This window comes from Candidatus Binatia bacterium (assembly GCA_036504975.1).
Taxonomy (GTDB): Bacteria; Desulfobacterota; Binatia; order UBA9968; family UBA9968; genus JAJPJQ01.
The window spans coordinates 23,017-45,055 of the sequence record DASXUF010000105.1 but is presented as its reverse complement, the minus strand read 5'-3'; the positions used below and the strand labels follow the sequence as shown (position 1 = coordinate 45,055).

22 protein-coding genes are annotated in these 22,039 nt (G+C 60.3%); 19 read left to right on the top strand and 3 right to left on the bottom strand.

Translation table 11 applies throughout. From position 1 onward, the window contains the following. The first annotated feature begins 4 nt into the window (after positions 1-4). The 18 genes from VGL70_13780 to fliN all read left to right on the top strand — a co-directional run bounded on the left by VGL70_13780 (position 5) and on the right by fliN (position 18,250). A complete protein-coding gene (locus VGL70_13780) occupies positions 5-556 on the top strand; it encodes a hypothetical protein (GenBank protein HEY3304596.1) in 552 nt (183 codons plus the stop codon). Continuing rightward, the gene (locus VGL70_13775) at positions 553-954 is read left to right on the top strand and encodes a response regulator (GenBank protein HEY3304595.1); all 402 of its coding nucleotides are present in this window, start codon (positions 553-555) and stop codon (positions 952-954) included. The genes VGL70_13780 and VGL70_13775 overlap by 4 nt, the downstream gene beginning before the upstream one ends. Beyond that, entirely contained in the window at positions 951-2,996 is a 2,046-nt protein-coding gene (locus VGL70_13770; GenBank protein ID HEY3304594.1) for a chemotaxis protein CheA, read from the top strand. Before VGL70_13775 ends, VGL70_13770 begins: the two co-directional genes overlap by 4 nt. A gap of 108 nt (positions 2,997-3,104) precedes the next feature. Then, positions 3,105-4,799: a methyl-accepting chemotaxis protein gene (locus VGL70_13765; GenBank protein ID HEY3304593.1), complete on the top strand. Its 1,695-nt coding sequence runs from the start codon at positions 3,105-3,107 to the stop codon at positions 4,797-4,799. Positions 4,800-4,934: 135 nt separating this feature from the next. Continuing rightward, positions 4,935-5,294 carry a hypothetical protein gene (locus VGL70_13760; protein ID HEY3304592.1) on the top strand — a complete coding sequence of 120 codons (360 nt, stop codon included), beginning with the start codon at positions 4,935-4,937 and terminating at the stop codon, positions 5,292-5,294. A gap of 50 nt (positions 5,295-5,344) precedes the next feature. Then, a complete protein-coding gene (locus VGL70_13755) occupies positions 5,345-5,839 on the top strand; it encodes a chemotaxis protein CheW (protein HEY3304591.1) in 495 nt (164 codons plus the stop codon). A 23-nt stretch (positions 5,840-5,862) separates the two neighbouring features. Further along, positions 5,863-7,479 (top strand): methyl-accepting chemotaxis protein, encoded by a 1,617-nt coding sequence (locus VGL70_13750; GenBank protein ID HEY3304590.1) that lies wholly within the window; start codon positions 5,863-5,865, stop codon positions 7,477-7,479. 37 nt (positions 7,480-7,516) lie between these two features. Next, positions 7,517-8,323: a substrate-binding domain-containing protein gene (locus tag VGL70_13745; GenBank protein ID HEY3304589.1), complete on the top strand. Its 807-nt coding sequence runs from the start codon at positions 7,517-7,519 to the stop codon at positions 8,321-8,323. Between the two features lie 81 nt (positions 8,324-8,404). Next, positions 8,405-9,253 carry a substrate-binding domain-containing protein gene (locus VGL70_13740; GenBank protein ID HEY3304588.1) on the top strand — a complete coding sequence of 283 codons (849 nt, stop codon included), beginning with the start codon at positions 8,405-8,407 and terminating at the stop codon, positions 9,251-9,253. An 18-nt stretch (positions 9,254-9,271) separates the two neighbouring features. Further along, on the top strand, positions 9,272-9,604 hold the full coding sequence (locus VGL70_13735; protein ID HEY3304587.1) for a hypothetical protein: 333 nt from the start codon (positions 9,272-9,274) through the stop codon (positions 9,602-9,604). A 275-nt stretch (positions 9,605-9,879) separates the two neighbouring features. Further along, on the top strand, positions 9,880-11,505 hold the full coding sequence (locus VGL70_13730; GenBank protein HEY3304586.1) for a methyl-accepting chemotaxis protein: 1,626 nt from the start codon (positions 9,880-9,882) through the stop codon (positions 11,503-11,505). A gap of 5 nt (positions 11,506-11,510) precedes the next feature. Then, entirely contained in the window at positions 11,511-13,151 is a 1,641-nt protein-coding gene (locus tag VGL70_13725; GenBank protein ID HEY3304585.1) for a methyl-accepting chemotaxis protein, read from the top strand. 66 nt (positions 13,152-13,217) lie between these two features. Then, positions 13,218-14,030: a substrate-binding domain-containing protein gene (locus tag VGL70_13720; GenBank protein HEY3304584.1), complete on the top strand. Its 813-nt coding sequence runs from the start codon at positions 13,218-13,220 to the stop codon at positions 14,028-14,030. Positions 14,031-14,124: 94 nt separating this feature from the next. Beyond that, a complete protein-coding gene (locus VGL70_13715; GenBank protein HEY3304583.1) occupies positions 14,125-15,030 on the top strand; it encodes a protein-glutamate O-methyltransferase in 906 nt (301 codons plus the stop codon). Next, entirely contained in the window at positions 15,030-15,593 is a 564-nt protein-coding gene (locus tag VGL70_13710; GenBank protein ID HEY3304582.1) for a chemotaxis protein CheD, read from the top strand. Before VGL70_13715 ends, VGL70_13710 begins: the two co-directional genes overlap by 1 nt. Positions 15,594-15,621: 28 nt before the next feature. Continuing rightward, positions 15,622-16,680 (top strand): chemotaxis response regulator protein-glutamate methylesterase, encoded by a 1,059-nt coding sequence (locus tag VGL70_13705; protein HEY3304581.1) that lies wholly within the window; start codon positions 15,622-15,624, stop codon positions 16,678-16,680. Positions 16,681-16,908: 228 nt separating this feature from the next. Further along, positions 16,909-17,907 carry a flagellar motor switch protein FliM gene (gene fliM, locus VGL70_13700; protein HEY3304580.1) on the top strand — a complete coding sequence of 333 codons (999 nt, stop codon included), beginning with the start codon at positions 16,909-16,911 and terminating at the stop codon, positions 17,905-17,907. 46 nt (positions 17,908-17,953) lie between these two features. Further along, positions 17,954-18,250 carry a flagellar motor switch protein FliN gene (gene fliN, locus VGL70_13695; GenBank protein ID HEY3304579.1) on the top strand — a complete coding sequence of 99 codons (297 nt, stop codon included), beginning with the start codon at positions 17,954-17,956 and terminating at the stop codon, positions 18,248-18,250. A gap of 57 nt (positions 18,251-18,307) precedes the next feature. On the opposite strand, the gene rpoZ is transcribed toward fliN, so the two are convergent. The 3 genes from rpoZ to motA form a co-directional block, all read right to left on the bottom strand. Then, positions 18,308-18,517 carry a DNA-directed RNA polymerase subunit omega gene (gene rpoZ, locus VGL70_13690; protein ID HEY3304578.1) on the bottom strand — a complete coding sequence of 70 codons (210 nt, stop codon included), beginning with the start codon at positions 18,515-18,517 and terminating at the stop codon, positions 18,308-18,310. A gap of 206 nt (positions 18,518-18,723) precedes the next feature. Then, entirely contained in the window at positions 18,724-19,548 is an 825-nt protein-coding gene (locus VGL70_13685; protein HEY3304577.1) for a flagellar motor protein MotB, read from the bottom strand. Next, positions 19,538-20,419: a flagellar motor stator protein MotA gene (gene motA, locus VGL70_13680; protein ID HEY3304576.1), complete on the bottom strand. Its 882-nt coding sequence runs from the start codon at positions 20,417-20,419 to the stop codon at positions 19,538-19,540. The genes VGL70_13685 and motA overlap by 11 nt, the downstream gene beginning before the upstream one ends. Positions 20,420-20,541: 122 nt before the next feature. Between motA and VGL70_13675 the strand changes: the two genes are divergently transcribed. Continuing rightward, on the top strand, positions 20,542-21,885 hold the full coding sequence (locus tag VGL70_13675; GenBank protein ID HEY3304575.1) for an HDOD domain-containing protein: 1,344 nt from the start codon (positions 20,542-20,544) through the stop codon (positions 21,883-21,885). Positions 21,886-22,039 lie beyond the last annotated feature (154 nt).

Below are 22,039 nucleotides of genomic sequence, written 5' to 3'. Positions count from 1 at the left end.
ACACATGCGAAGAAAAAACAAACCCCGGCCCTGCCAATGCGAAAAGATCGAGCGGCGCCAGGCGGCCCGCCTCGACGCGTGGACAGCCGAATGGCAGAGCCCGCTCCTTCCCTATCTCCCCGAGCTTCCGGCGCTCGTGTCCGAGCTGCGCGAAGCGGCGAGCCAACTGGAGCGCGCGGCGCTCGAGGCCTCGGAGGGCTTTGACGGGATCCGCGTCCAGGCGCGCGCGGCGCTGGGTGATCGGAGCCGGGAGCTGGAGCAAGAGATCGTGCGGGTCATGATCGCGCTTCAGTTTCAGGACATCGTGAATCAGAAGATCACTCACGCGATCGATACCCTGACCCGGCTCGACGCGGATCTGGACAAAAGCCTGGGGCGGCCGGTCCCTGAAGCTCGATCGAAGCGCCGCGTCGACGGCGTTTCGAATTCCATGCTTAAGCACACGCCGAAAGAAACCAAGCGTCCTTTGCCGTACGGACGGAACGGCGCGGTAAAAGGTTCCGAGATTGAGCCGAGCGGCGACGTAGAAATCTTCCTGCCGGAGGTTAACTCATGAGCAAAACAGCGCTGATCGTGGATGATTCCACGACGATGAGACGGATGGTCGGCCTCACCTTGCGTGAGGCGGGCTTCGAGGTGATCGAGAGCGCCAACGGGCGGGAAGGTCTGGGTCAACTGGAGACCTGCGGCGTCGATATCATCATCACCGACGTGCACATGCCGGTCATGGACGGTCTCGCGATGGTGCAGGTTGTCCGCGAGCGTCCCAAGCATCGCTTCACGCCGATCCTCATTCTCACGACCGAGAGCGGCGACGAGATGAAGCGCCGGGGCAAAGCGGCGGGCGCCAGCGGCTGGATCGTCAAGCCGTTCAACCCGAAGCAGCTCCGCGAGGTGGTTTATCGCTTGCTGGGCCTGCCTACGGACGCGTCGTTGGAGTCCAAGAGCGCATGAATTTGGACCCCGTCATACAAGGCTTCCTCGAAGAAGCCGGGGATCTGCTCGCGGATTTCGAGGCGGCGCTTCTCGAGCTGGAGGACAACCCGGCCAATTCGGAGATCTTGAACCGCATTTTCCGCTGCGCGCATACCATCAAAGGCAACAGCGCCATGCTGGGCCTTGACCGCGTGGCGCGCTTCACCCACGTCCTCGAAGACCTGCTGGACAAGGTCCGAAAGAGCGAGCTCGACTTGAGCCCGGCGCTGATGGAGACGCTGCTCAAATCGGGCGACGCGCTGAAAGAGCTTTTGGCGGAAACCCAGTCGGGCGCGCCGGGCGATCACGCTTGGCACGAACAACTGCTGAAGTCGATTCAATCCTTCGCCGGACAAGATACGGCGGGAACGGCGGCGGCAGAAGCCATGCAAGCCACGATGGCGGCGCCGCAAGCGACCGCACCCGCCGGGAACGCCGAGACGCTCTACGAAATTTACTTCGCGCCACCCGGTGAATTGATGCGCCGGGGACTCGATCCGATCCAATTTCTGCAGGCGCTCTCCGATATCGGCGAGCTGCATCAGGTCACGCCGGATCTCGGACATCTTCCGCCGCTCGCCGAGATGGAAGTCGAGCAGTGCTATCTCCGTTGGAAGGTTTGGCTGTCGAGCGGCCGGAGCAAAAAAGAAATTGAAGCCTGTTTCGAATTTCTCGGCGACGCGTCCGCCGTCACCATCGAGGCGCTTTCTTTTGACGACGACGGAGCGGAAGCGGAGGCCGAGCCCGAGGTCCCGGCGTCTCCGTCGCTCGTTCCTCTCAACGCAAAACCCGAAACCCGAAACGCGAAACTCGAAACGCTGGAATCCGGCAGCATCCGCGTCTCGATCGACAAGATAGACAAGCTGATCAACCTCGTCGGCGAGCTGGTCATCACGCAATCGATCGTGGCCCAGACCGTGGGCCATTATTCTCCCGAGAAGCTCTCGATCCTCGAGGAGGCCGTGGCCCAGATGGACCGCCACGCCCGCGAGTTGCACGAGCGCGTGCTCACGGTCCGGATGATTCCGGTGAAGACGCTTTTCTCGCGCTTTCCCCGTTTGGTGCGCGACCTGGCGGCGACGGTGGGAAAAAAGGTTCGGTTGGAGGTGTTGGGCGAGGATACGGAGCTGGACAAAACCGTTATTGAAAAGATCGGCGACCCGCTGACGCACTTGATCCGTAACGCCATCGATCACGGCATCGAGGCGGATGAAGATCGCCACGCGGCCGGGAAGCCCGTGACCGGCACGGTCAGGATCGAGGCCTATCAGCAGAGCGGCAACGTTTACATCGAGATCGCCGACGACGGCAGAGGTTTGGATCGGGAAAAAATCGTCGCCAAGGCGATTCAGAACGGTCGCGCGACCCCGGAGCAGGTTTTGACCGACGAGGAAGTTCACGCGCTGATCTTCCAGCCGGGCTTTTCCACCGCGACCAAAGTGACCGAGGTCTCCGGCCGCGGCGTCGGCATGGACGTCGTCAAAAGAAATGTCGAGAGCTTGGGCGGAAACATCACGATCCACAGCGAGAGCGGCAAGGGGACGCGCTTCCGCATCAAGCTGCCGCTGACCTTGGCGATCATGGACGGCCAAGCGCTCCAGGTGGGCGAGCAGATCTACATCTTGCCTCTCGTCGCGATCACCGAATCGGTGCGGCCGGCGCGCGGCAGCGTTCACAAACTGACCGGCGGCGCCGAGGTGGTCATGATACGCGATCGGGCGCTGCCCGTGCTGCGCTTGCACCGTCTGTTCGGCGTCCGGCCGAAGAGCGACGACCCGACGCAGGGTCTGGTGGTGATCGTCGAGTACGAAGGGCGGCAGGCGGCCCTGCTCGTCGATGAATTGCTCGGACAGCAGCAGGTCGTGATCAAGAGCCTGGAAGCCAATTTTTCCAAAGTCGAGGGCGTCGCCGGCGCCACGATCCTGGGCGACGGCCAGGTGGCGCTGATTCTCGACGTCCCCGGCCTCGTGCTGCTCAGCAGGGGCACGGACGGCGGACGAATCGGGAAAAAAGCCGCGTAACGATTGAATGATGCGTAGGGGCGGTTCACGAACCGGCCCTACCAAAAGGACCGCCGCAGTAAAAAATCTGCAAGACGATTCGGCACCGGAATTCTAAAGGAGCAGCGGATGAATTGGTTCTATGACTTCAAGACGAGCACCAAACTCTGGGCCGCGTTCGGGATCGTATCGTTCCTGACCGCCGCAGTGGGCTTCGTAGGGCTTTCGGGACTCCGAGCGATGGACACGATGTTGAACAAGGTCTACGACGACCAGGCGCTGACGGGCCGATACTTGAGAGAAGTCAACAACGAGATCCGCGCCATTTCCCGCTATATGCACAACGCGGTGGCCGCCGACTCGGACGAGTCGGACAAGATCGACAGGGAAATCGAGTCGATCACAAAAGCCGACGGGCGGGTGCGGGAAAATCTCACCCGGCTCAAGCCCACGATCGCGACCGCCGAGGGGCAGACGCTGTTCGCTTCCATAGAGCAGGACTATCCCGGTTGGAAGGCGACCGTCGATCAGGTGATTTCTCTGGCCCTATCGCAAAAAGACCAGGAGACGAAATCTCTCGTCGAGTCGGCGCGGGTCAAGGGCGACGCCATCGAGGCGAGCTTGAACCACTTGGTGCAGCAGAAAAACCAAGACTCCGAGCGGCTGAGAAAAGAGGCCGCGGCGCTTTATGGCCGCTCGCAGGCGGAGCTGGTTGCGATGGCGATCCTCTCCGCGCTCCTGGCGGCGGGCGCCGGCTTTATTATCTCGGGACAGATTCGATCCTCGATCGGCCAGGTGGTCGAGCTGGTTTCCGCGGCGGCCGGCGGGAACCTGACCGTCCGCGGCGAGTTCAAGGCCAGGGACGAGCTTGGGCGCATGGGCGAGGCCTTGAACGGTTTTTTGGAGACGCTTCATCAGAGCATCAAGCAGGTTGCCGAGAGCAGCGGCGCGGTGGCCGAAGCGTCCGAGCAGCTCTCTTCGGCCAGCGACCAATTGTCGGCCGGTTCCCAGCAGCAGGCGTCGTCGCTGGAAGAAACGGCGGCGTCGTTGGAAGAGATCACCGGGACGGTCAAGCAGAACGCCGACAACGCCATGCAAGCCAATCAGCTTGCGATGGGCTCGCGCGACGTGGCCGAGAGAGGCGGGCAGGTGGTGGACACGGCGGTCGCCGCGGTGGGTAAGATCAACGAGTCGTCGAAGAGGATCGCCGACATCATCACGACGATCGACGAGATCGCATTTCAAACCAATCTGCTCGCGCTGAACGCGGCCGTGGAAGCGGCGCGCGCGGGCGAGGCGGGAAGAGGCTTCGCGGTGGTGGCGTCCGAGGTGAGGAACCTGGCGCAGCGGAGCGCGACGGCGGCGAAAGAGATCAAGGCGTTGATTCAGGACAGCGTGTCGAAAGTGGAGAGCGGATCGGAGCTGGTGACCAAGTCGGGCGAGACGCTGGGCGAGATCGTGTCTTCGGTCAAGCGCGTGACCGACATCATCGGGGAGATCGCCGCGGCATCGCACGAGCAGACGGCGGGGATCGATCAGGTGAACCGCGCGGTGACCGAGATGGACGCCGTCGTGCATTCGAACGCGGCGCAGACCGAAGAATTGTCGTCGACGGCGCGCTCTCTGACCGCGCAAGCCCAGCAGCTCCAGGCGCTGGTGGCGAAGTTTAGATTGCGCGATGGGCAAAAACGGCGCGACAGAGCGACGGTCCGGGCGGCAGAGTTTGCCCAGCCGGCGGCGCCCTACGCTAGGCCTTCGGCCTTCGTCCGTAACGGCGGCAACGGAGTGGCCTACGGTCACGAAAGCGCCTTCGAGGAGTATTAGCGAACGAATGGGTACTTCCGTTCTCTTCCGGGCAAGCTGTGATATTCCCGCACTAAAGGAAACGCGGGATGTGACGATGTTTAGATCGAGATAGGAATTATTTGCTTTGCGGAACATTTTTTCCAGGAGGTTCGTATGAAAAAGTTGCTCAGTGCGGGACTCGTGACGGCCATGTTGCTGGCCGGTTCCTCGACGGTTTTGGCCGGCAAGAAGGCGACGGCCTCTCTTTACTGCGGGACGACCTATTCGGTCGGGGCCGAAGACGGCAGTCTTTTGATTCAACACCATGGGAAGTTTTCCCTGATTACCGTGGGTTCGGGAGCGGAGATCAGCAACGGCAAGGGACAAGCGCTGACGCTGGAAGACATCCGACCCGGCGATTGGATCGAATACTGGTCCGAGCAGTCGGCCGGCAAGACGATCATCCGTAAGATTGCCGTCAACGCGGGTGGGCACGCGAATTGCTCTGCACCGACCGTGTTGGGGAAAAGATAGCCGCTCGAGAATCCCTATAGCTACCGGTTGATCCCGGAGAGGACACCAAGATGGAGCAATTGGACGCGCTCAGCAATAACATCAGCTTTGCCACCGACGGCAACCAGTACCTGACCTTCACGCTGGGGCAGGAAGAGTACGGAGTGGAGATCCTGAAGGTCCAGGAGATCAAGGGTTACTCGGCGATCACGCCGATCCCCAATACCCCTTCGTACATCAAGGGCGTGATGAATCTTCGCGGCACGATCATCCCGGTAGTGGACTTGCGGTCGAAATTCGGGATGAGCGAGGCGGAGTACAACCAGTTCACCGTTATCATCGTCGTGACGGTCGGGACCAAAGTCATGGGATTGATCGTCGATGCGGTCTCCGATGTGCTCAACATCCCCAGAGGCGACATTCAGGAGACGCCGGATTTCGGCTCGCAGGTGGACGCTCAATTCATCTGCGGCATGGCCAAGGCCGGCGAGAAACTGGTGGTGCTGGTCGATATCGACAAGGTCGTCAACACCGGCGAGGTGAGTAGCTTTACCGGCGCCAACTAGAGCGTCCCGGAAGGAGTGGGTTCATGACAAGCGTGTTTGTGGCAAGCTTTTGGCGGCGTTCCCGGTCGGGTCTGACGTTGCGATTTAGTCTGATCGTCGGCGTCGCTCTGCTCGTCTTTTCGGCGATTTCCACCTACACCAGCGCAGTGTTCGAGCGCCGCTCGCTCCGCGCGGGCCTGGAAGCGCAGGCGACGCGGCTGGCCCAAGCATTCGGTTCCAGCGTGGCCAACGCGCTTTTTACTTTCAACAGCGAGACCATCAAAGCGGCTTCTCAAGGGTTCGGCAACGATCCCTCGATCCGTTTCCTCGAGGTCAAAGATCCGTCGGGGAAATCGCTCTCTTCGATCGGCGATCCCGCGGCGACCCAGGGATTGGTCACGGCGAGCTACAAAGTCAAGATGGGCAATGAGGTGGTGGGGACGGTGGCGTTGGGCATGTCCACGGAGTCGGTCGATGAGGCCATGGCGAAGATCTGGTGGGTTCTTGTCGGCCGGGAAATCGTTGTCCTTGTCGCGCTCTTTTCGATTATCGCTTATTTGATCGGCCGTCATGTGACCAAGCCGCTGGCGGAGCTCGACAAGGTATTGGAAAAGGCCCAGACGACCGGAGATCTCACGGTCCGGTTGCAGGTCAAGCGAAAAGACGAAATCGGCAGTCTGACGGAGCGGTTCAATGGGTTCATGGAAACTCTTCAGGGGCTGTTGGTCGAAGTGACCGGCGCAGCGCACCGCGTCTCTTCCGCAGCGCAACAGCTCACGTCGGCATCGCACCAGCTCTCCTCAGGCTCGCAAGAACAGGCGAGCTCGCTGGAAGAGACGGCGGCGTCGTTGGAAGAGATCACCGGGACGGTCAAGCAGAACGCCGACAACGCCAAACAAGCCAATCAGCTCGCGATGGGCTCGCGCGATGTGGCCGAGAGGGGCGGGCAGGTGGTGGACACGGCGGTCACCGCGATGGGCGAGATCAACAAATCGTCGAAGAAGATCGCCGACATCATCACGACCATCGACGAGATCGCATTTCAAACCAATCTGCTCGCGCTGAACGCGGCCGTGGAAGCGGCGCGCGCGGGCGAGCAGGGAAGGGGTTTTGCGGTGGTCGCCTCCGAGGTGAGGAATCTGGCACAGCGGAGCGCGACGGCGGCGAAAGAGATCAAGGCATTGATTCAGGACAGCGTGTCGAAAGTGGAGAGCGGATCGGAGCTGGTGACCAAGTCGGGCGAGACGCTGGGCGAGATCGTCTCTTCGGTCAAACGCGTGACCGATATTATCGGAGAAATCGCCGCAGCCAGCCAGGAGCAGAGCACCGGCATCGATCAGGTGAACCGCGCGGTGACGCAGATGGACCAGGTGGTGCAGTCCAACGCGGCGCAAACCGAAGAGTTGTCGTCCACGGCGCAGTCCCTGACCGCGCAGGCGCGGCAACTGCAGATGCTGGTGGCGAAATTCAAACTGGGAGAAGGCGCCGACCAGTCAGGAGCGACGGAGCAACGCGAAACGGCGAAACCCAGACAGCCGGCTCAGCACGAGCGGCACGCCAGGCCGGCGCCCAAGGGTGCGGAGCATCCGCCGGCCCTTGGATTTCCGCGCGGCAACGGCGGCTCGCTCTCTCAGTATCCGGCGGCATTCGAGGAATTCTAAGCGTTAGGAGAAATTTCACTGGACGGAGGAAGTTTTTATGTATTTGAAAGTGATCACGATGGTTATGTTCTTGCTGAGCGCCGGCGCGCTCTGGGCTCAGGACAAAGTCGTTGTCGGCGGCTCGGGCGGCCTTATCGATGAAATGGAAGATCTCGCCAAAGCCTACATGGCCAAGTATCCGTCCGAAAAAATCGAGGTCATTCAGGAAAGCATGAGCACATCGGGCGGGCTTGGAGCGGTCATGAGCGGGCGGATGACGATCGGGCTCGTGACGCGCCCGCCCAAAGGCGACGAGAAAGCCAAACTCGTCTATCGCGCCGTCGGCCGGTCTCCGGTAGGCGTTGCGATCCACAAGTCGTTGCCCGTCAACAATCTTAGCGAAGCCCAGATATGCAATATTTTCGGCGGCAAGACCAAGTCGTGGAAGGAAGTCGGCGGCGAAGAAGCGAAGATCATGGTCATCACGCGAAAGCAGGAAGACAACAACACGGAAGTCATGCGCGAGAAGGTCTCCTGCTTCAAGGACCTGAAGGTGACTGCAGACGCGGTTGCGTTGTCGCGCGGGAGCGAGGTCTTGGACGCGCTCAACCGCCGTCCGGGCGCCGTTGCGATCGTCTCGGTTGCGACCAGCATGTTCGAGCGCCCCGACGTCAAGGCCGTCTCGATCGACGGAAACTCTCCTTCGGCCGAAGCGGTGAAAAGCGGCAAATACAAAGTCTACAACGAGCGCGGGGTCGTGACCGTGGGTGAGCCTAAAGGCACTGCCAAGAAATTTCTTGAATTCGTCGCCACGGCCGAAGGGCAAAAAATCCTGGCCAAGCGCAGCATGATACCGGTGATGTAGATGACGTTTACTTTCCCGTTGCGAATGAGCGGTAAGGCGCTCGTCACCGCCCGGCGGCCAAGCCTCGGGAAGCAGGGCTTTATGAAATCACGCCCTACGATGAAGATGGTGAAACTGACTTTGGCTGTTTGCGTGACCGCCGCCGCTGTCGGCTTGGCTTTCAGCGGCGGCGCAGCGTGGGCGCAACAAAAAATCGTCGTTGGAGGCTCAGGCGGCCTGCTCGACGAGATGGATGAATTAGCCAAGATCTACATGGCGAAGAATCCCGCCGACAAGATCGACGTGATCATGGAGCCCATGAGCACGACGGGCGGCATCGAAGGGGTGAAGAGCGGACGGTTGACGATCGGATCGGTGACGCGCCCTCCAAAAGGGGATGAGAAGGCGCTGTTGGTTTATCGCCCGGTGGGCCGGGTCTTTGTCGGGATAGGGGTTCACAAGTCGGTTGCGATCAACGAAATCACGGAGTCACAGATCTGCGATGTGTTTAGCGGGAAGATCAAGTCGTGGAAGGAGATCGGAGGCGGGGAAGGGAAGATAACGGTAGTGGCCCGGAAAAAGGACGACAACAACGACACGGAGATGCGCCTGAAGATACCCTGCTTCAAGGATCTTCAAATCACCACTGACGCGGTCCTCGTAGCGCGAGGCAATGAGTTGATGGATGCTGTCCATCGGCGGCCGGAAGTGATCGCCTTGATTAACGGCGGGTCAAACTTTCTCGAGCGCGCGAATATCAAGCCGGTGGCGATCAATGGCATTCAAGCTTCTGCCGAGGCGGTGAAAAGCGGCAAGTATAAATATTACAACGAGCGCGGGATTGTCACTCTGGGCGCGCCTCAAGGCTTAACCAAGCGATTTCTCGATCTCGTAAGCAGCGCTGAAGGTCAAAAAGTCTTGGTCGCCCGCGGGGTGGTACCTGTTCTCTAAATTCAGGAGGAGAAAGTTATGAAGCACAAATTATTTTCGGCGCTGTGTCTGGCGGCCTTGCTGCTCGCGACCTCCGCGGCGGCGTTCGACTCGGGCCCGTTTGCCGGACGCGGCATCGTCCGCGCGGTCCGGTCGATAGAGGGAATCGTCTTGCTCGAAAACGATCAGGGTTTCGAACTTCTCAACCTCGACGAGGACGCGACGGTCCAAGATTCCCAGGGCGCTTCCATCGCGCTCCGAGACCTGCCGCTCGGCACCCACGTTGAGTACACGGGCCGCTATTGGCAAGGGCTGAACTTTGCGCGCTCGCTGCGCGTGAGACCTGTCTCGCTCGTGATCAGCGCTCGTTGAGCGTTTCTCACCGAAGGACGCAGAAAATTCCAAGGTGATACCAGTCATGTAGAGACCTCTTTGCAGGATGGCATGGAAGCCGTAAACCTAAGGACACGGGAATTCGAAGCGGAGAGACTCCGCCGTCAAGGCGACAAAATCATAGTCGGGGCGCTATGGTTTTTGTCCGTCTATCCTTTTGCGATCGACCCGTGGCTTGGCACTTGGTTCGACGCCATAACCGTAGACTTTCCCGCCACCATAATTTCTACCATTGCAGCCGGACAGTTGCGGCCATGAAGAAACGTCTAAGCGTCAAGATAGCCTGTGGGATCGCCGCCATCCTCGTCTTCGTGCTCGGCACGGTGGCTTGGGTCACCGTCTCGTTCTTTGGCCAGCAATATCTCGAGTGGGTCGAGGCGCGTTCCGAGGTGCTAGCCCGGCCTATACAAGAACGCATCAAGGACTTGCTGTCTCAAGTCGGCTTGGACCCTTCCATCTTCATCGTCTTGAACATCGACATTGCCAAGGTGTTGAAGGAGAACACCGAGCTTTCGCAGATCGTTGTGTACGACCCGGCGGGCAAGCTTTTGTTCCATTCCGACAAGGAGAAGGCAAAACCGCAAACCCTCAACGGTCAGGTCCAGAAGACTCTTGAGGGACGGCCGCAGAAACCGGTCACGGTTTTTTTTGACGGAAGCTATCACACTCTAGTTCCCGTCATTCACGAGAAGGGACTCGTTTACATCGCGATGGGATCCCGGGGAGATTTAGTCGAACGGGTTCGCACTCGGATCGCCTGGACGTTCTTTTTGTTGACTTTAATCGCTCTGCTGGTCGGCGGCGCCGGAACCTTTTTCCTGCTGCGACATCAGATCTCCCGGCCCATCGATCGACTGGTCGCGCTGGCCAAAGACATCGCCGAAGGCGAAGGCGACCTGACCAAACGGCTCACGGTGCAAAACCGGGATGAGATCGGCGAGCTCGCCCATTGGTTCAATACGTTTCTCGATAAGATCCACAACCTGGTCAGCCAGGTAAAATCTACCGCGATCCAGGTTGCCGCGGCCTCGCAGCACGTTTCGGCGGGCGCGGGGCAACTGTCATCCGGATCTCAGGAGCAAGCATCGTCGTTGGAGGAAACCGCCGCTTCATTAGAAGAGATTACCGGCACGGTCAAGCAGAACGCCGACAACGCCCGACAGGCCAACCAACTTGCCCTCGGCTCCCGCGACACGGCGGAGACAGGGGGCCAGGTGGTGGAGACCGCGGTCGCCGCGATGGGCGAGATCAACAAATCGTCGAAGAAGATCGCCGACATCATCACGACAATCGACGAGATCGCGTTTCAAACGAATTTGCTTGCACTGAACGCGGCCGTGGAAGCGGCGCGCGCGGGCGAGCAGGGAAGAGGCTTTGCGGTGGTGGCCTCCGAGGTGAGAAACCTGGCGCAGCGGAGCGCGACGGCGGCGAAAGAGATCAAGGCGTTGATCCAAGACAGCGTGGAAAAGGTGGAGAGCGGATCGGAGCTGGTAAATAAATCCGGTCAGACGCTGGGCGAGATCGTCTCTTCGGTCAAGCGGGTGGCCGACATCATCGGCGAGATAGCGACGGCGAGCGCGGAACAGAGCACCGGGATCGATCAGGTGAACCGAACGGTGACGCAGATGGACGCGGTGGTGCAATCGAACGCGGCGCAGACCGAAGAACTATCCTCCACGGCGCAGTCGCTTAATGCTCAAGCGCATCAACTCCAGACTTTGGTGGCGAAGTTCAAGCTGGGGGAAGAGGAGGGGGGCCGGGAGACAGCGCCGGTTCATGCGGCGCCGAAGCCCGGGCATCACGCGAAGCCAAACGGCCCCGGGCCGATTTATCCAAACGATTTCGGCGCGGGCCATGACGCGCTCGCGGAGGAGTTCTAGCCGTCATGTTCGGTCGCTTACGCCCGCGCCATTGGAAGATCACCGCCAAGCTGATCGTCCCTTACGTGACGATCTTCGTCTCGGCGATCGCGCTGATCGGGGGAATGTTCATCCGCTCGCAGAGCGCGGCGCTCTCCGAGATGCTCGACAAGAAGGCCGAGATCATCGCCCGGAACGTGGCGCTCGGCGTCGGCGACGTTTTTTTAGTGCCCGACCAGGCGCAAAGATTGATCGAAGCCGCCAAGAAATTCGACGAAGCCGTGTCCTATCTGACGCTCGTCAGCAACGACGGCGGCATCGTGGCGACGACCGACCCGGCGGCGCGCAACAGCCGCGGCGAGTTCGACGCGGGCGCGCTGAAGGCGGAAAACTTCATGCGGCGCGAAACGCCGACCGCCGGCGTGTTCGAGGTCGTCATACCGGTCAAGGCGGGCACTCACCGGCTCGGCGTGCTGCGCATCGGCATCTCCCGCCGTCAAGTCGAAGCCCAGACGCGGAGCGCGGCGACCATGATGGTCGGCGTGAGTTTCCTGGCGCTCACCCTCGGCATCGGCATCTATCTCTGGGTCGCCCGGCGCGTGGCGCGACCGCTCGGCCAGGCCGTCGAGCGGCTCGATCAATTGGCGCGCGGCGACGCCGACTTGACGCTCCGCCTGGAGGTCAAGTCGAGCGACGAAGCCGGCCAACTGGCGCGGGTGCTGAACCGCTTCCTCGACAATATTCACGGCCTCGTCCATGAGATCCGGGACATGTCGGTCGAGGTGGCCGCGGCGTCGCAGCACTTATCGGCGGGCGTGGCGCAGCTCTCGTCCGGATCGCAGGAGCAGGCATCGTCGTTGGAGGAAACCGCCGCTTCATTGGAAGAGATCACCGGCACGGTCAAGCAGAACGCCGACAACGCCAAGCAGGTCAATCAACTGGCGCTGGGCTCGCGCGACGTGGCCGAGCGGGGCGGGTACGTAGTGGAGACCGCGGTCGCCGCGATGGGCGAGATCAACAAGTCGTCGAAGAAAATCGCCGACATCATCACGACGATCGACGAGATCGCGTTTCAAACGAATTTGCTTGCGCTCAACGCGGCCGTGGAAGCGGCGCGGGCGGGCGAGCAGGGGAGAGGCTTTGCGGTGGTCGCCTCCGAGGTGAGGAATCTGGCGCAGCGGAGCGCGACGGCGGCGAAAGAGATCAAGGCGTTGATTCAGGACAGCGTGGAAAAAGTGGAGAGCGGATCGGAGCTGGTGACCAAGTCGGGCGCGACGCTGGGCGAGATCGTCTCTTCGGTCAAGCGCGTGACGGACATCGTCGGCGAGATTGCCGCCGCGTCCGAGGAACAGTCGAGCGGCATCGACCAGGTGAACCGGGCGGTGACGCAGATGGACCGGGTGGTGCAGACGAACGCGGCGCAGTCCGAAGAACTGTCGTCCACGGCGCGCTCCCTTACGGCGCAGGCCGGAGAGCTCCAGGCGTTGGTCGCGAGATTCAAGCTGAGCCATGAAGACGGCGCGCGCAACGAAATGACGTTCGAAGCGCCGCCCGAAATTGTCGCAGAGCCTAAGCCAAGCTCCGAGGCCGTCAAGCCGCAAGGCGGAGCGCCCGCGAAGCCCGAGCCGAAGCCGGTTTACTATATCGGCTCAGCCATGCGTCATTGAAGGAAGGTTCGAGGGATTTTTTAAGCGCGCGTCCGGCATCGACGGCGAAACCAAGGGGGAAATGTTATGAAGACAGTGACAATCCTTACGATATTTGCGCTCTTCGTGGGTATCGGCCCAGTTGCGGCGCAGGAAAAAGTGGTCGTCGGTGGCTCAGGGGCCATGGGAGACGCTGTCGACCTACTGGCAAAGGTCTACAAGCAGAAAAATACCTCCGAAGTGCTGGAGGTCATTCCCGAGCCCATGAGCACCACGGGCGGAATCGAGGGCACCAAAGCCGGCCGCCTGACGATCGGCATCATCACCCGTTCGCTTCACGATGACGAGAAGAAAAGCGGGTTGGTCTACCGGCCGATGACCCGAATACCGGTCGTGGTCGGTGTGCACAAGTCGATTCCGGTCAATAACCTGAGCGATTCTCAGGTGTGCGACATCTTCAGCGGGAAGATCAAGTCCTGGAAGGATGTCGGCGGAGGCGACGGTAAAATCGTGGTGCTCGGGCGGAAAAAAGACGACAACAGCATGGAGATCTTCCGCGAGAAGATGGCCTGTTTCAATCAGCTCCAACTGGGCCCGGACACCGTGCTGCTGGTGCGTGGAAGCGAAGTGCTCGATTCCCTCAACAACCGGCCCGGAACCGTGGGCGTCACCGTTGCCGGCGCCGTAATGATGGAGCGTCCGAACATTAAGGCGGTGGCGGTGGCGGCTGTCGCGTCCGCATTGGACGCCGTGAAGAGCGGTAAATACAAGTATTTTAACGAAGTCGGATTTGTAACCGTCGGAGAGCCCAAGGGAACGGCGAAACGGTTCGTGGAATTTGTGAACAGCTCGGAAGGAGAAAAGATTTTCGAGAAGTTCGGTATGGCCGCTGTTCGATAGGTTGATTCGGCCGCGCCCCTGAAGGAGAGAGTCGGTAAAGAATTGACGAGTCACCCCCCCGTAGCAGGAAGGCGCATTCGCAGAGGGCAACATCATGTATTCAAACGCGGCTTCTTCTACGGCTGAAATCCTTCCTTCCCCCCCCGGCCTTTTCTCCATCAGTCAGAGAGAGTTCGCCGCTTTTCGCGAGTTGATCCTCAAGGAGGCGGGCATCTCGCTCTCCGACGCCAAGCGCGCGCTGGTCTGCTCGCGCCTGTCCAGGCGGCTGCGCCACTTCGGGTTCAAGAGCTTCACTCAATACTACAATTATCTGATGAGCTCGGATGCCAATGGAGAAGAGCTCCTGCAGATGATCAACTGCATCACGACCAACAAGACCGATTTTTTCCGCGAGAGCCATCACTTCGATTTTTTGCGTGAATTTTTTTTCCCTCAGGTCCGGGAGCGGGCGCTCTGGGGTCACGCCAAGCGCTTAAGGATCTGGAGCGCCGGCTGCTCCAGCGGGGAGGAGCCCTACACTCTCGGCATCGTCGCCCGGGAATTTTTCAGCTGCCTTCCCGGATGGGACGTGAAGATCCTGGCGTCGGATATCGACACCGAGATGCTCAGCATCGGCGAGCAGGGCGTCTATCCGGCGGAGCGGCTGGAAGGCGTGCCGGTCGAGCTCAGGAAGCGCCACTTCCTCCGCGGCCGGCGGGAGTGGACGGGGTATTTTCGCGTGCGCAACGAGCTCCGGGAGCTGGTCACCTTCCGGCGCATCAACTTCGCGGACGACCCCTGGCCGATCAAGACCCGCTTCGACGTCATCTTCTGCCGCAACGTCATCATATATTTCAACCGCGAAACGCAGCGGAAGTTTTTCGAGCGCTTGGCCAGGTATCTGCACCCGTACGGCTGTCTCATGGTCGGCCACTCGGAAAGCCTGCAGTGGTTGAGCGACCTGTTCGTGCCGCTCTCCGGCACCATCTACCGCCTGAAGGATGCGAGGCGCGACCGGTGATGGATCATGCCGCAGGCGTCAAAGAGGTGAGCATCCACATCGGCGGGGTATTTGCCAGCCGCGAGCCCGCGGTCGTGCGCACGGTGCTCGGCTCGTGCGTTTCCGCGTGCCTTTTCGATCCGCTGACGAACGTCGGCGGCATGAATCATTTCATGCTGCCGGACGGAGAACAGGACGGCGATCAGCCGACGCGCTACGGGATCAACGCCATGGAAGTGCTGATCAACGAGATCATGAAATTGGGCGGCGAGCGGCGCCGGCTGCGCGCCAAGGTATTCGGCGCCGGACATGTGCTCAACATCGAGAGCGTGGGCATGGCCGTGCCCAAGCGCAACGCCCTGTTCATCAAGGAATTTCTCGCGACGGAAAAAATCCCGATCTTGAGCCAGCGTCTCGGCGGCGTCAACCCGCTGCAGGTGCACTTTTTTACCCACGTCGGCAAGGCGCTCATCCGGATTCTGGGAGGAAAGGACGAAGAGATCGCCGGCGCGGAAGCGCGCTATCGCGTGGAAGCCGTCAAGCAGGTGATCCGCCGGTCCGAAGAGAACGTCACGCTGTTCTGAGGAGGATCGCTCAGCGACCGGCAACCCTATGACGATGGAAAAAACCAAAGTATTGATCGTCGACGACTCGGCGCTCATCCGCCAGGTGCTGACCGGCCTGATCTCCCACGATCCGGGACTCGAGGTGGTGGGCGTCGCCGCGGACCCTTACGCGGCGTGGGACAAGATCAAAGCGCTCCGTCCCGATGTCCTGACGCTCGACGTCGAGATGCCGCGCATGGACGGACTCGCGTTTCTCGAGCGGCTCATGCGCGCCCGTCCGATGCCGGTGTTGATGGTCTCTTCGCTCACCGAGAAGGGCTGCGAGAACACGCTCCGCGCCCTCGAGCTCGGCGCGGTCGATTTCGTCACCAAACCCAAGATCGACATCAAGAACGGCACGGTCGGGCTGGCCGACGAAATCATCGCCAAGTTGAAGATCGCGGCGCGCGCCAAGGTCCGCCCGCGCCAGAAGCTCGGGGCCAACGAGCTGGCGCGTTTGAACGCGCTCCGGAGCGAGGCGCCGGCGAAGGGCACCCAGAAAGTCGTGGCCATCGGCGCGTCCACGGGAGGAACCGAGGCGCTCCGCGAAGTCCTCACGGCGCTGCCGGCGGACGCCCCGGGGCTGGTCATCGTCCAGCACATGCCGGAGCACTTCACCCGCGCCTTCGCCCAGCGTCTCGACAAGCTCTGCCAGATCCGCGTGCAGGAGGCGCGCGACGGCGACCGCATTCTTCCGGGCCACGCGCTCATCGCGCCGGGAAACTACCACATGGGCGTCAACCGCAACGGCGCCCATTATAACGTCGAGATATTCATGGGCGAGCCGGTCAACCGTCACCGTCCGTCCGTCGACGTGCTCTTTCAATCGTGCGCGCGGCATTTGGGCCGCAATGCCATCGGAGTAATCATGACGGGAATGGGCGACGACGGCGCGCGCGGCCTGCTGGCGATGCGCCAGGCGGGCGCCCGAACCCTGGCGCAAGACGAAGCGAGCAGCGTAGTCTTCGGCATGCCCAATGCGGCGATCGAGATCGGCGCCGTCGGCGACGTGGTCGGGTTGACCCTGATCGCGGACAGAGTGGCGCATATCGTCGCGGAAAGTTAGCGTTTGGAACTGTTCGCATGCGCGGAATCTCAGGTTCGGCATTTGAGATCTCATATCTCGATCTGAGACTTGAAATTGCGATTTGAGATCCCGAAGGGCATGGCACTCGTCTTGCTCTACCGTCCAGCCAGTGCGGATGATCGAGGAACGGCGGGGGTTAGCCGTTAAGAAGGAGACGGAAAATCGCCAAGCGCGTCAAATCTTTGACGCCGGCATGAGCCAGCAACGATGAAGCAGGTTCTATCCCAAGACGAAGTCGATTCCCTTTTGCGGGGCATCGCCGAAGAAACGATCGAGGTCGGCACGGGAGTCGAGGAAGAGCCGGAGTCGGCTAAAGCCTCGGGCGGTCTCGCGGACTTAAAGCCGTATAATTTCACCCGGACCGAGATCTCGGCGCGCGGCCGTTTGCCGGGCCTGGAGATCATCTTCAATAAATTCACCCGGCGCGTGCACAACATCTTCGCCTCGGAGCTGGGCAAATCCGTGGACGCCGGCTTCGAAGACATGGACGTCGTTCTTTACGAGAACCTGATCAAGCGCTTTCCTCTGCCCAGCAGCATTCACGTCGTGCGTCTCGAGCCGCTGCGCGGACTCGGGCTCTTCGTCATCGAAGCGCGTCTCGCTTACGCCATGGTGGACGTTTTTTTCGGCGGCACGGGGCAGCGCGTGGCGAAAGTCGAGGGACGCGACTTCACTCCGATCGAGACCAACTTTCTCGGCAAGTTCGTCGGCAAGATGCTGCGCGGCATGGAAGAGGCCTGGCAGCCGGTCGTGCATCTCACCGGCCACTACATGCGCTCGGAAATGAACCCGTATCTATTGGGCGCCTCGGGCATGGGCGACGTGATGGTGGTGGCCAACTACCGGATCGACATGGCCCAAGTGACCGGCAGCATTTTTTTCTGTTTTCCGCTCTCGTCGATCGAAGAGCTGCGCGAGCAGCTCAAGTCGCCGCACGTGGCCGACGAGGGCGAGGGCGGCATGGTCGGCCGTCTGCAACTGCCTCTCGCCGTCGCCGAAGTGGACGTTCAGGCCGTCGTCGGCGTGATCGACATGAAACTCAAAGATATTTTGCGCATGTGTCCGGGCGACATGATTCAGTTGAACCGGCAGGGACTCGAGCAGATCGAGCTGTGGGTGGAGGGGCGGCCGAAATTTCTCGGCAGCGGAGCGCAAAAAGAGGGCAACAAAGTTTTCATGGTTTCCGAGCGGATCGCGCCGCAATAGGAGAACGCGGTCGGTCGGTAAAAAAAGATAAGGATGGAACAACGCTATGGACCAGCAGACTAAAGAAAACGGCGGCAGCCAGCAAGTCGATCTCTCGTTTTTGCTCGACGTCCCGTTGCAGGTGACCGTGGAACTCGGCCGCACCCGCATGACCATCGAAAGCCTTCTCAAGCTGACTCAAGGCTCGGTGGTGGAGCTGACCCAGACCGTGGGCGAGCCGCTCGATATTTACGTCAATAACCGGCTGATGGCACGAGGCGAGGCGGTGATCATGAAAGACAAGTTCGCCATGCGCATCATCGACGTCATCAGCCCGGAGCGGCGGATTGAAAATCTACGCTGACAATTGGCGAAAAAATTCCCACGCCACTACTAACGCGGAATAAACTTTGCGGGTTTTCTAGCTCTTGACGGGTAAAGGCTTCGGAACAGCCCACCGCACTTTGCCTGCGGCGATCTCGCGAAGCGCAATAACGATATCTCGGTTATCCGATTCTACAAGAGGCTTGGCTCCCTTTAGGAGCTGCCGCGCTCGTTTTGCCGCGAGGACTACGAGTTCAAAACGACTGGCGCCTTTTCCGACGCAATCTTCAACGGTAATTCTAGCCATCAGGCATACTAGGCTTCGGCGGTCTTGGAATACAAGACAAATCTTATTTATTTTAGCGTCCTGCCAAAATATGCCGCGCGCGCTTCTTCAGTAACCCACACATGTTGTCGATGTTGCTGATCTTTGTCTGAAAAACACCGGCGCCTCGGCCCACGGAGGTTGTGCGGAAGCGGTTTCGGCGAAGGCGTGAAGGGGGAAGGTGTGTCTTAGTCAACCGAGGCTTGAGCGGTATTGAAGGGAGAAGACTGCTCGCTCTTTACTGTCTCTCTTTTCGGCTCTCTCAACACCAAGATATTGATCCGCCGGTTGGCCGGGTCAAGGGGATTGTCGGGCGAGATTAGAAACCGGTCCGCGTGACCGACCACCCGTTCCACCCGCGCCGCGGGAAAGTGCATCTCTTCCATGGCACGCCGGGCGTTCAGCGCCCGGGCGGCGGAAAGCTCCCAGTTCGAGTAAAAAGGCGTCTTGTGGTACTGGCGCGCGTCGGTATGGCCGCTGATGGCGATTTTGTTGGGTACATCCATCACTCGATTCACGATCACCTGCAGCACGCGGCGAAGAACCGGCTTCAGCTCCGCGCTGCTGAGATCGAAAAAAGCCTGGCTGTCGGTATCGACCAGCTCGATCACCAATCCCTCCGACGTCAGGCGGACCGAGATCTGTCCTTCGATCGCGGCGTACTCCTTCAAGCGCTTGAGATCCTGTTGCAGCGCTTCCTGCAAGTCTTTAAAAGCGTCGTTGCCCTCTAGAGAAATAAATTCTTCCTCTTGCTGTTGGATCGGGACGAATCCCCGGGAGCTGTCGAAAACGGCGGGGTCGCGAAAATAGCGCGCGACGCCGGCTTTGAGCTCGGGATCGCCCGACGAAACGATCCACAGCACGATGAAGAGCGCCATCATCGAGGTGACGAAATCGGCATAGGCGACCTTCCAGGCGCCGGTATGCGCCACTTCGTGCTTCGGCCTTAACTTCTTGACGACGATGGTTTTTTCTTCGACGCCTTTGGCTTTGCGGCTTCCTTTACGCAGCATTCAGGGATTCCTCTTCGTGCTTGGCGCCCCGGCACTCCCTTTCCAGCTCGAGCGCGGTAGGCCGCTCGCCGCTGAACATGACTCTGCGGGCGTACTCGATGGCAATGATCGGCGCCGCGCCGTGAAGATTGGCGAGCAGTCCGGTCTTGATGCATTCCAGGTATTTCGCCTCTTCCTGGCGGAGCAGCTCCAGCTTGGTCGCCAACGGCTGAAACAAGCCGTAAGAGAGAAGCACGCCGAGAAAGGTGCCGACCAAGGCGGCGGCGATTTTTTGGCCGATCACGGCGGAGCCCTGGTCGATGGAGGCCATCGCGATGATGACGCCGAGGACGGCGGCGACGATCCCCAGGGCCGGCAGAGCGTCGGCCACTTTGGCGAGGAGCGCGGCGGGACGCCGGCTTTCCTCCTCGTGCGTGGCCAGCTCCTCGTCCATCAATTGAGAAAGCTCCCCGGGACTGGCGGAGCCGCTGATGACGAGCCTGAGCGAATCGCAGAGGAGGTTTCTTGCATCCGGGTTGGCGAGGAAGACCGGGTATTTGGAAAAAACCGGACTGTTGTCGGGATCGTCCACGTCTTTTTCGAGCGCCATTTCGCCGTTTTTGCGCATGATCGAGAAGACTTCGTAGAGGAGGTGAAAAAGCTCCATGTACTGGGCCTTGGTATAGCCCGAGCCCATGATTGCCTTTTTGAGGTCTTTGGCCAAGCCGCCAAGCACCTTCCCAGGCGCGGCGATGATCAGGCTGCCGATAGCCGCGCCGCATATGACGATCAGCTCCGCCATCTGGAGGAGAACGGTCGGCGGGCCTCCCGCCTCCATAAATCCGCCAAAAACAGCGCCAAAGACGATCAAAAAGCCGATAAGTGCGTACACGTTATGTGTCTCTCCGAGAAGTTGAAATCGACGAAAAATAGGAAAACTTTAGCGGTATTAAAGGTTTTCCGGAATTTGCCGACAGGATAACTGAGGCAATCCCTCTCAGGAGGCAATACCCGGTGGCCAACGTCGATCAGGTTTTCGAGCGCGTGTCGGAAGGACTGTCTTCCCCGATCAGCCTCAAGGTCCTCGAACTGACCAAGGACGAGCGGGCGTGGGCGCACAGCCTGGCCGAGGTGATCAGCGCCGACCGGCTTTTCAGCGTGCGCTTTCTCTTTCTTGCCGGTTTGGTGAACGGCCTGCCGCGCAGACTCGCCACCGTCTCCCAGGCCGTTACGACGCTCGGCTTCGGAACGGTCAAAGCGCTGGCGTTGTGGCTGCCGCTGTATACGTTCGACGCCCCCGATCCGGACGAGACGGAACACCAACCCGTGCGCCTTAGAGATTTATGGGAGCATTCCATCGCCAGCGCTTTGATCGCCGGCCGCATGGTGGCCGCGGAAGACTACAGTCCGATTCCTACGGCTTTTGTCGCCGGCTTGCTCCACGACGTGGGCCGGGTGCTCTGCTATCGCCATTTCAGGGAGGAATTTTACACCGCGATGAGGCTCACGGGCGAGAGAGGCATTTCGCTCGCGGAGGCCGAGGCGATCGTCTTCGGCGCCGATCATTCCGTCGTCGGGGAATTTTGGGCGCGCAGCATGGATCTTCCTCCGCTGATCAGACACACGATCCGCTACCATCATTCGCCGCTCGATTCTTTGCCACGCGCGATCGATCCGCTGCTCAAAAAGACTCTGGCGGTGACCCGAATCGCCGATCATTTCGGCCTGGGCGCTCGTCTCGAGGCGCGCGACAATCAGTACCCGCTCGGAGAAGAATGGTCGGTCTTCCACCAAAACGAAAGCGACTGTCGCCGGATGGTCAAGCGCATCCAGCAGGAGGTGGCGGACGTGAAGGAGATGTTCGGCTTCGAGTTGATGCCGGTCAAGGCGGAGCAGAACCCGGGCGGCCGCGCCAAAGCCCAAGTGATCCCATTTCCCGGCCGCAACCGGTTGAGAGACCGGATGGGCGGCAAGCTTCATGGAAAAAAGCTCACGATCCTGGTCGTCGAGGATCACGGCTCGCTTCTCGAAGTGCTCGGCCTTTATTTCATGCGCTCAGGCTATCACGTGCGCACCGCCGGCGATGGCGAGACCGCGCTCGAGATTCTCGCCAAAGAGGAGGTCCATCTGCTGGTGCTCGACTTGATGCTGCCGCGGCTCGACGGCTTTGGATTGCTGAAAAGGCTCCGAGAGATCAAGCCGGAGCAGATGCCTTACATCATCGTGATCTCGGCGCCGGGCGCGGAGGGCGACAGAAAAAAGGTTTTGGAGCTCGGCGCCGACGAATACGTACCCAAACCCTTCCACCTTTCCGGACTCTTAGAAAAAATCCAAGCGGTCGAACGGCAATTGACCTAAGACGAGAGTTGTTTGAGTTATTTGAGTTTGTTGAGTTGGTTGACGCAAAACCCAACAAACCCAATCAACCCAACAAACCCAATCAACCATTCGTCAAAACTCTGACACCTCGCTCCGGCTTTCTTGACAAAGCTCCCCGGTCGGTTTCCACCAA

What these genes read in the sequence shown, in the direction of transcription:
- VGL70_13780 (HEY3304596.1), top strand. Translation starts at nt 5, where the DNA reads ATGCGAAGAAAAAACAAACCCCGGCCCTGCCAATGCGAAAAGATCGAG.
- VGL70_13770 (HEY3304594.1), top strand. Translation starts at nt 951, where the DNA reads ATGAATTTGGACCCCGTCATACAAGGCTTCCTCGAAGAAGCCGGGGAT.
- VGL70_13740 (HEY3304588.1), top strand. Translation starts at nt 8,405, where the DNA reads ATGAAATCACGCCCTACGATGAAGATGGTGAAACTGACTTTGGCTGTT.
- VGL70_13775 (HEY3304595.1), top strand. Translation starts at nt 553, where the DNA reads ATGAGCAAAACAGCGCTGATCGTGGATGATTCCACGACGATGAGACGG.
- VGL70_13745 (HEY3304589.1), top strand. Translation starts at nt 7,517, where the DNA reads ATGTATTTGAAAGTGATCACGATGGTTATGTTCTTGCTGAGCGCCGGC.
- VGL70_13765 (HEY3304593.1), top strand. Translation starts at nt 3,105, where the DNA reads ATGAATTGGTTCTATGACTTCAAGACGAGCACCAAACTCTGGGCCGCG.
- VGL70_13715 (HEY3304583.1), top strand. Translation starts at nt 14,125, where the DNA reads ATGTATTCAAACGCGGCTTCTTCTACGGCTGAAATCCTTCCTTCCCCC.
- VGL70_13755 (HEY3304591.1), top strand. Translation starts at nt 5,345, where the DNA reads ATGGAGCAATTGGACGCGCTCAGCAATAACATCAGCTTTGCCACCGAC.
- fliN (HEY3304579.1), top strand. Translation starts at nt 17,954, where the DNA reads ATGGACCAGCAGACTAAAGAAAACGGCGGCAGCCAGCAAGTCGATCTC.
- VGL70_13685 (HEY3304577.1), bottom strand. Translation starts at nt 19,548, where the DNA reads ATGCTGCGTAAAGGAAGCCGCAAAGCCAAAGGCGTCGAAGAAAAAACC.
- VGL70_13760 (HEY3304592.1), top strand. Translation starts at nt 4,935, where the DNA reads ATGAAAAAGTTGCTCAGTGCGGGACTCGTGACGGCCATGTTGCTGGCC.
- VGL70_13735 (HEY3304587.1), top strand. Translation starts at nt 9,272, where the DNA reads ATGAAGCACAAATTATTTTCGGCGCTGTGTCTGGCGGCCTTGCTGCTC.
- VGL70_13720 (HEY3304584.1), top strand. Translation starts at nt 13,218, where the DNA reads ATGAAGACAGTGACAATCCTTACGATATTTGCGCTCTTCGTGGGTATC.
- fliM (HEY3304580.1), top strand. Translation starts at nt 16,909, where the DNA reads ATGAAGCAGGTTCTATCCCAAGACGAAGTCGATTCCCTTTTGCGGGGC.
- VGL70_13705 (HEY3304581.1), top strand. Translation starts at nt 15,622, where the DNA reads ATGACGATGGAAAAAACCAAAGTATTGATCGTCGACGACTCGGCGCTC.
- rpoZ (HEY3304578.1), bottom strand. Translation starts at nt 18,517, where the DNA reads ATGGCTAGAATTACCGTTGAAGATTGCGTCGGAAAAGGCGCCAGTCGT.
- VGL70_13710 (HEY3304582.1), top strand. Translation starts at nt 15,030, where the DNA reads ATGGATCATGCCGCAGGCGTCAAAGAGGTGAGCATCCACATCGGCGGG.
- VGL70_13730 (HEY3304586.1), top strand. Translation starts at nt 9,880, where the DNA reads ATGAAGAAACGTCTAAGCGTCAAGATAGCCTGTGGGATCGCCGCCATC.
- VGL70_13725 (HEY3304585.1), top strand. Translation starts at nt 11,511, where the DNA reads ATGTTCGGTCGCTTACGCCCGCGCCATTGGAAGATCACCGCCAAGCTG.
- VGL70_13750 (HEY3304590.1), top strand. Translation starts at nt 5,863, where the DNA reads ATGACAAGCGTGTTTGTGGCAAGCTTTTGGCGGCGTTCCCGGTCGGGT.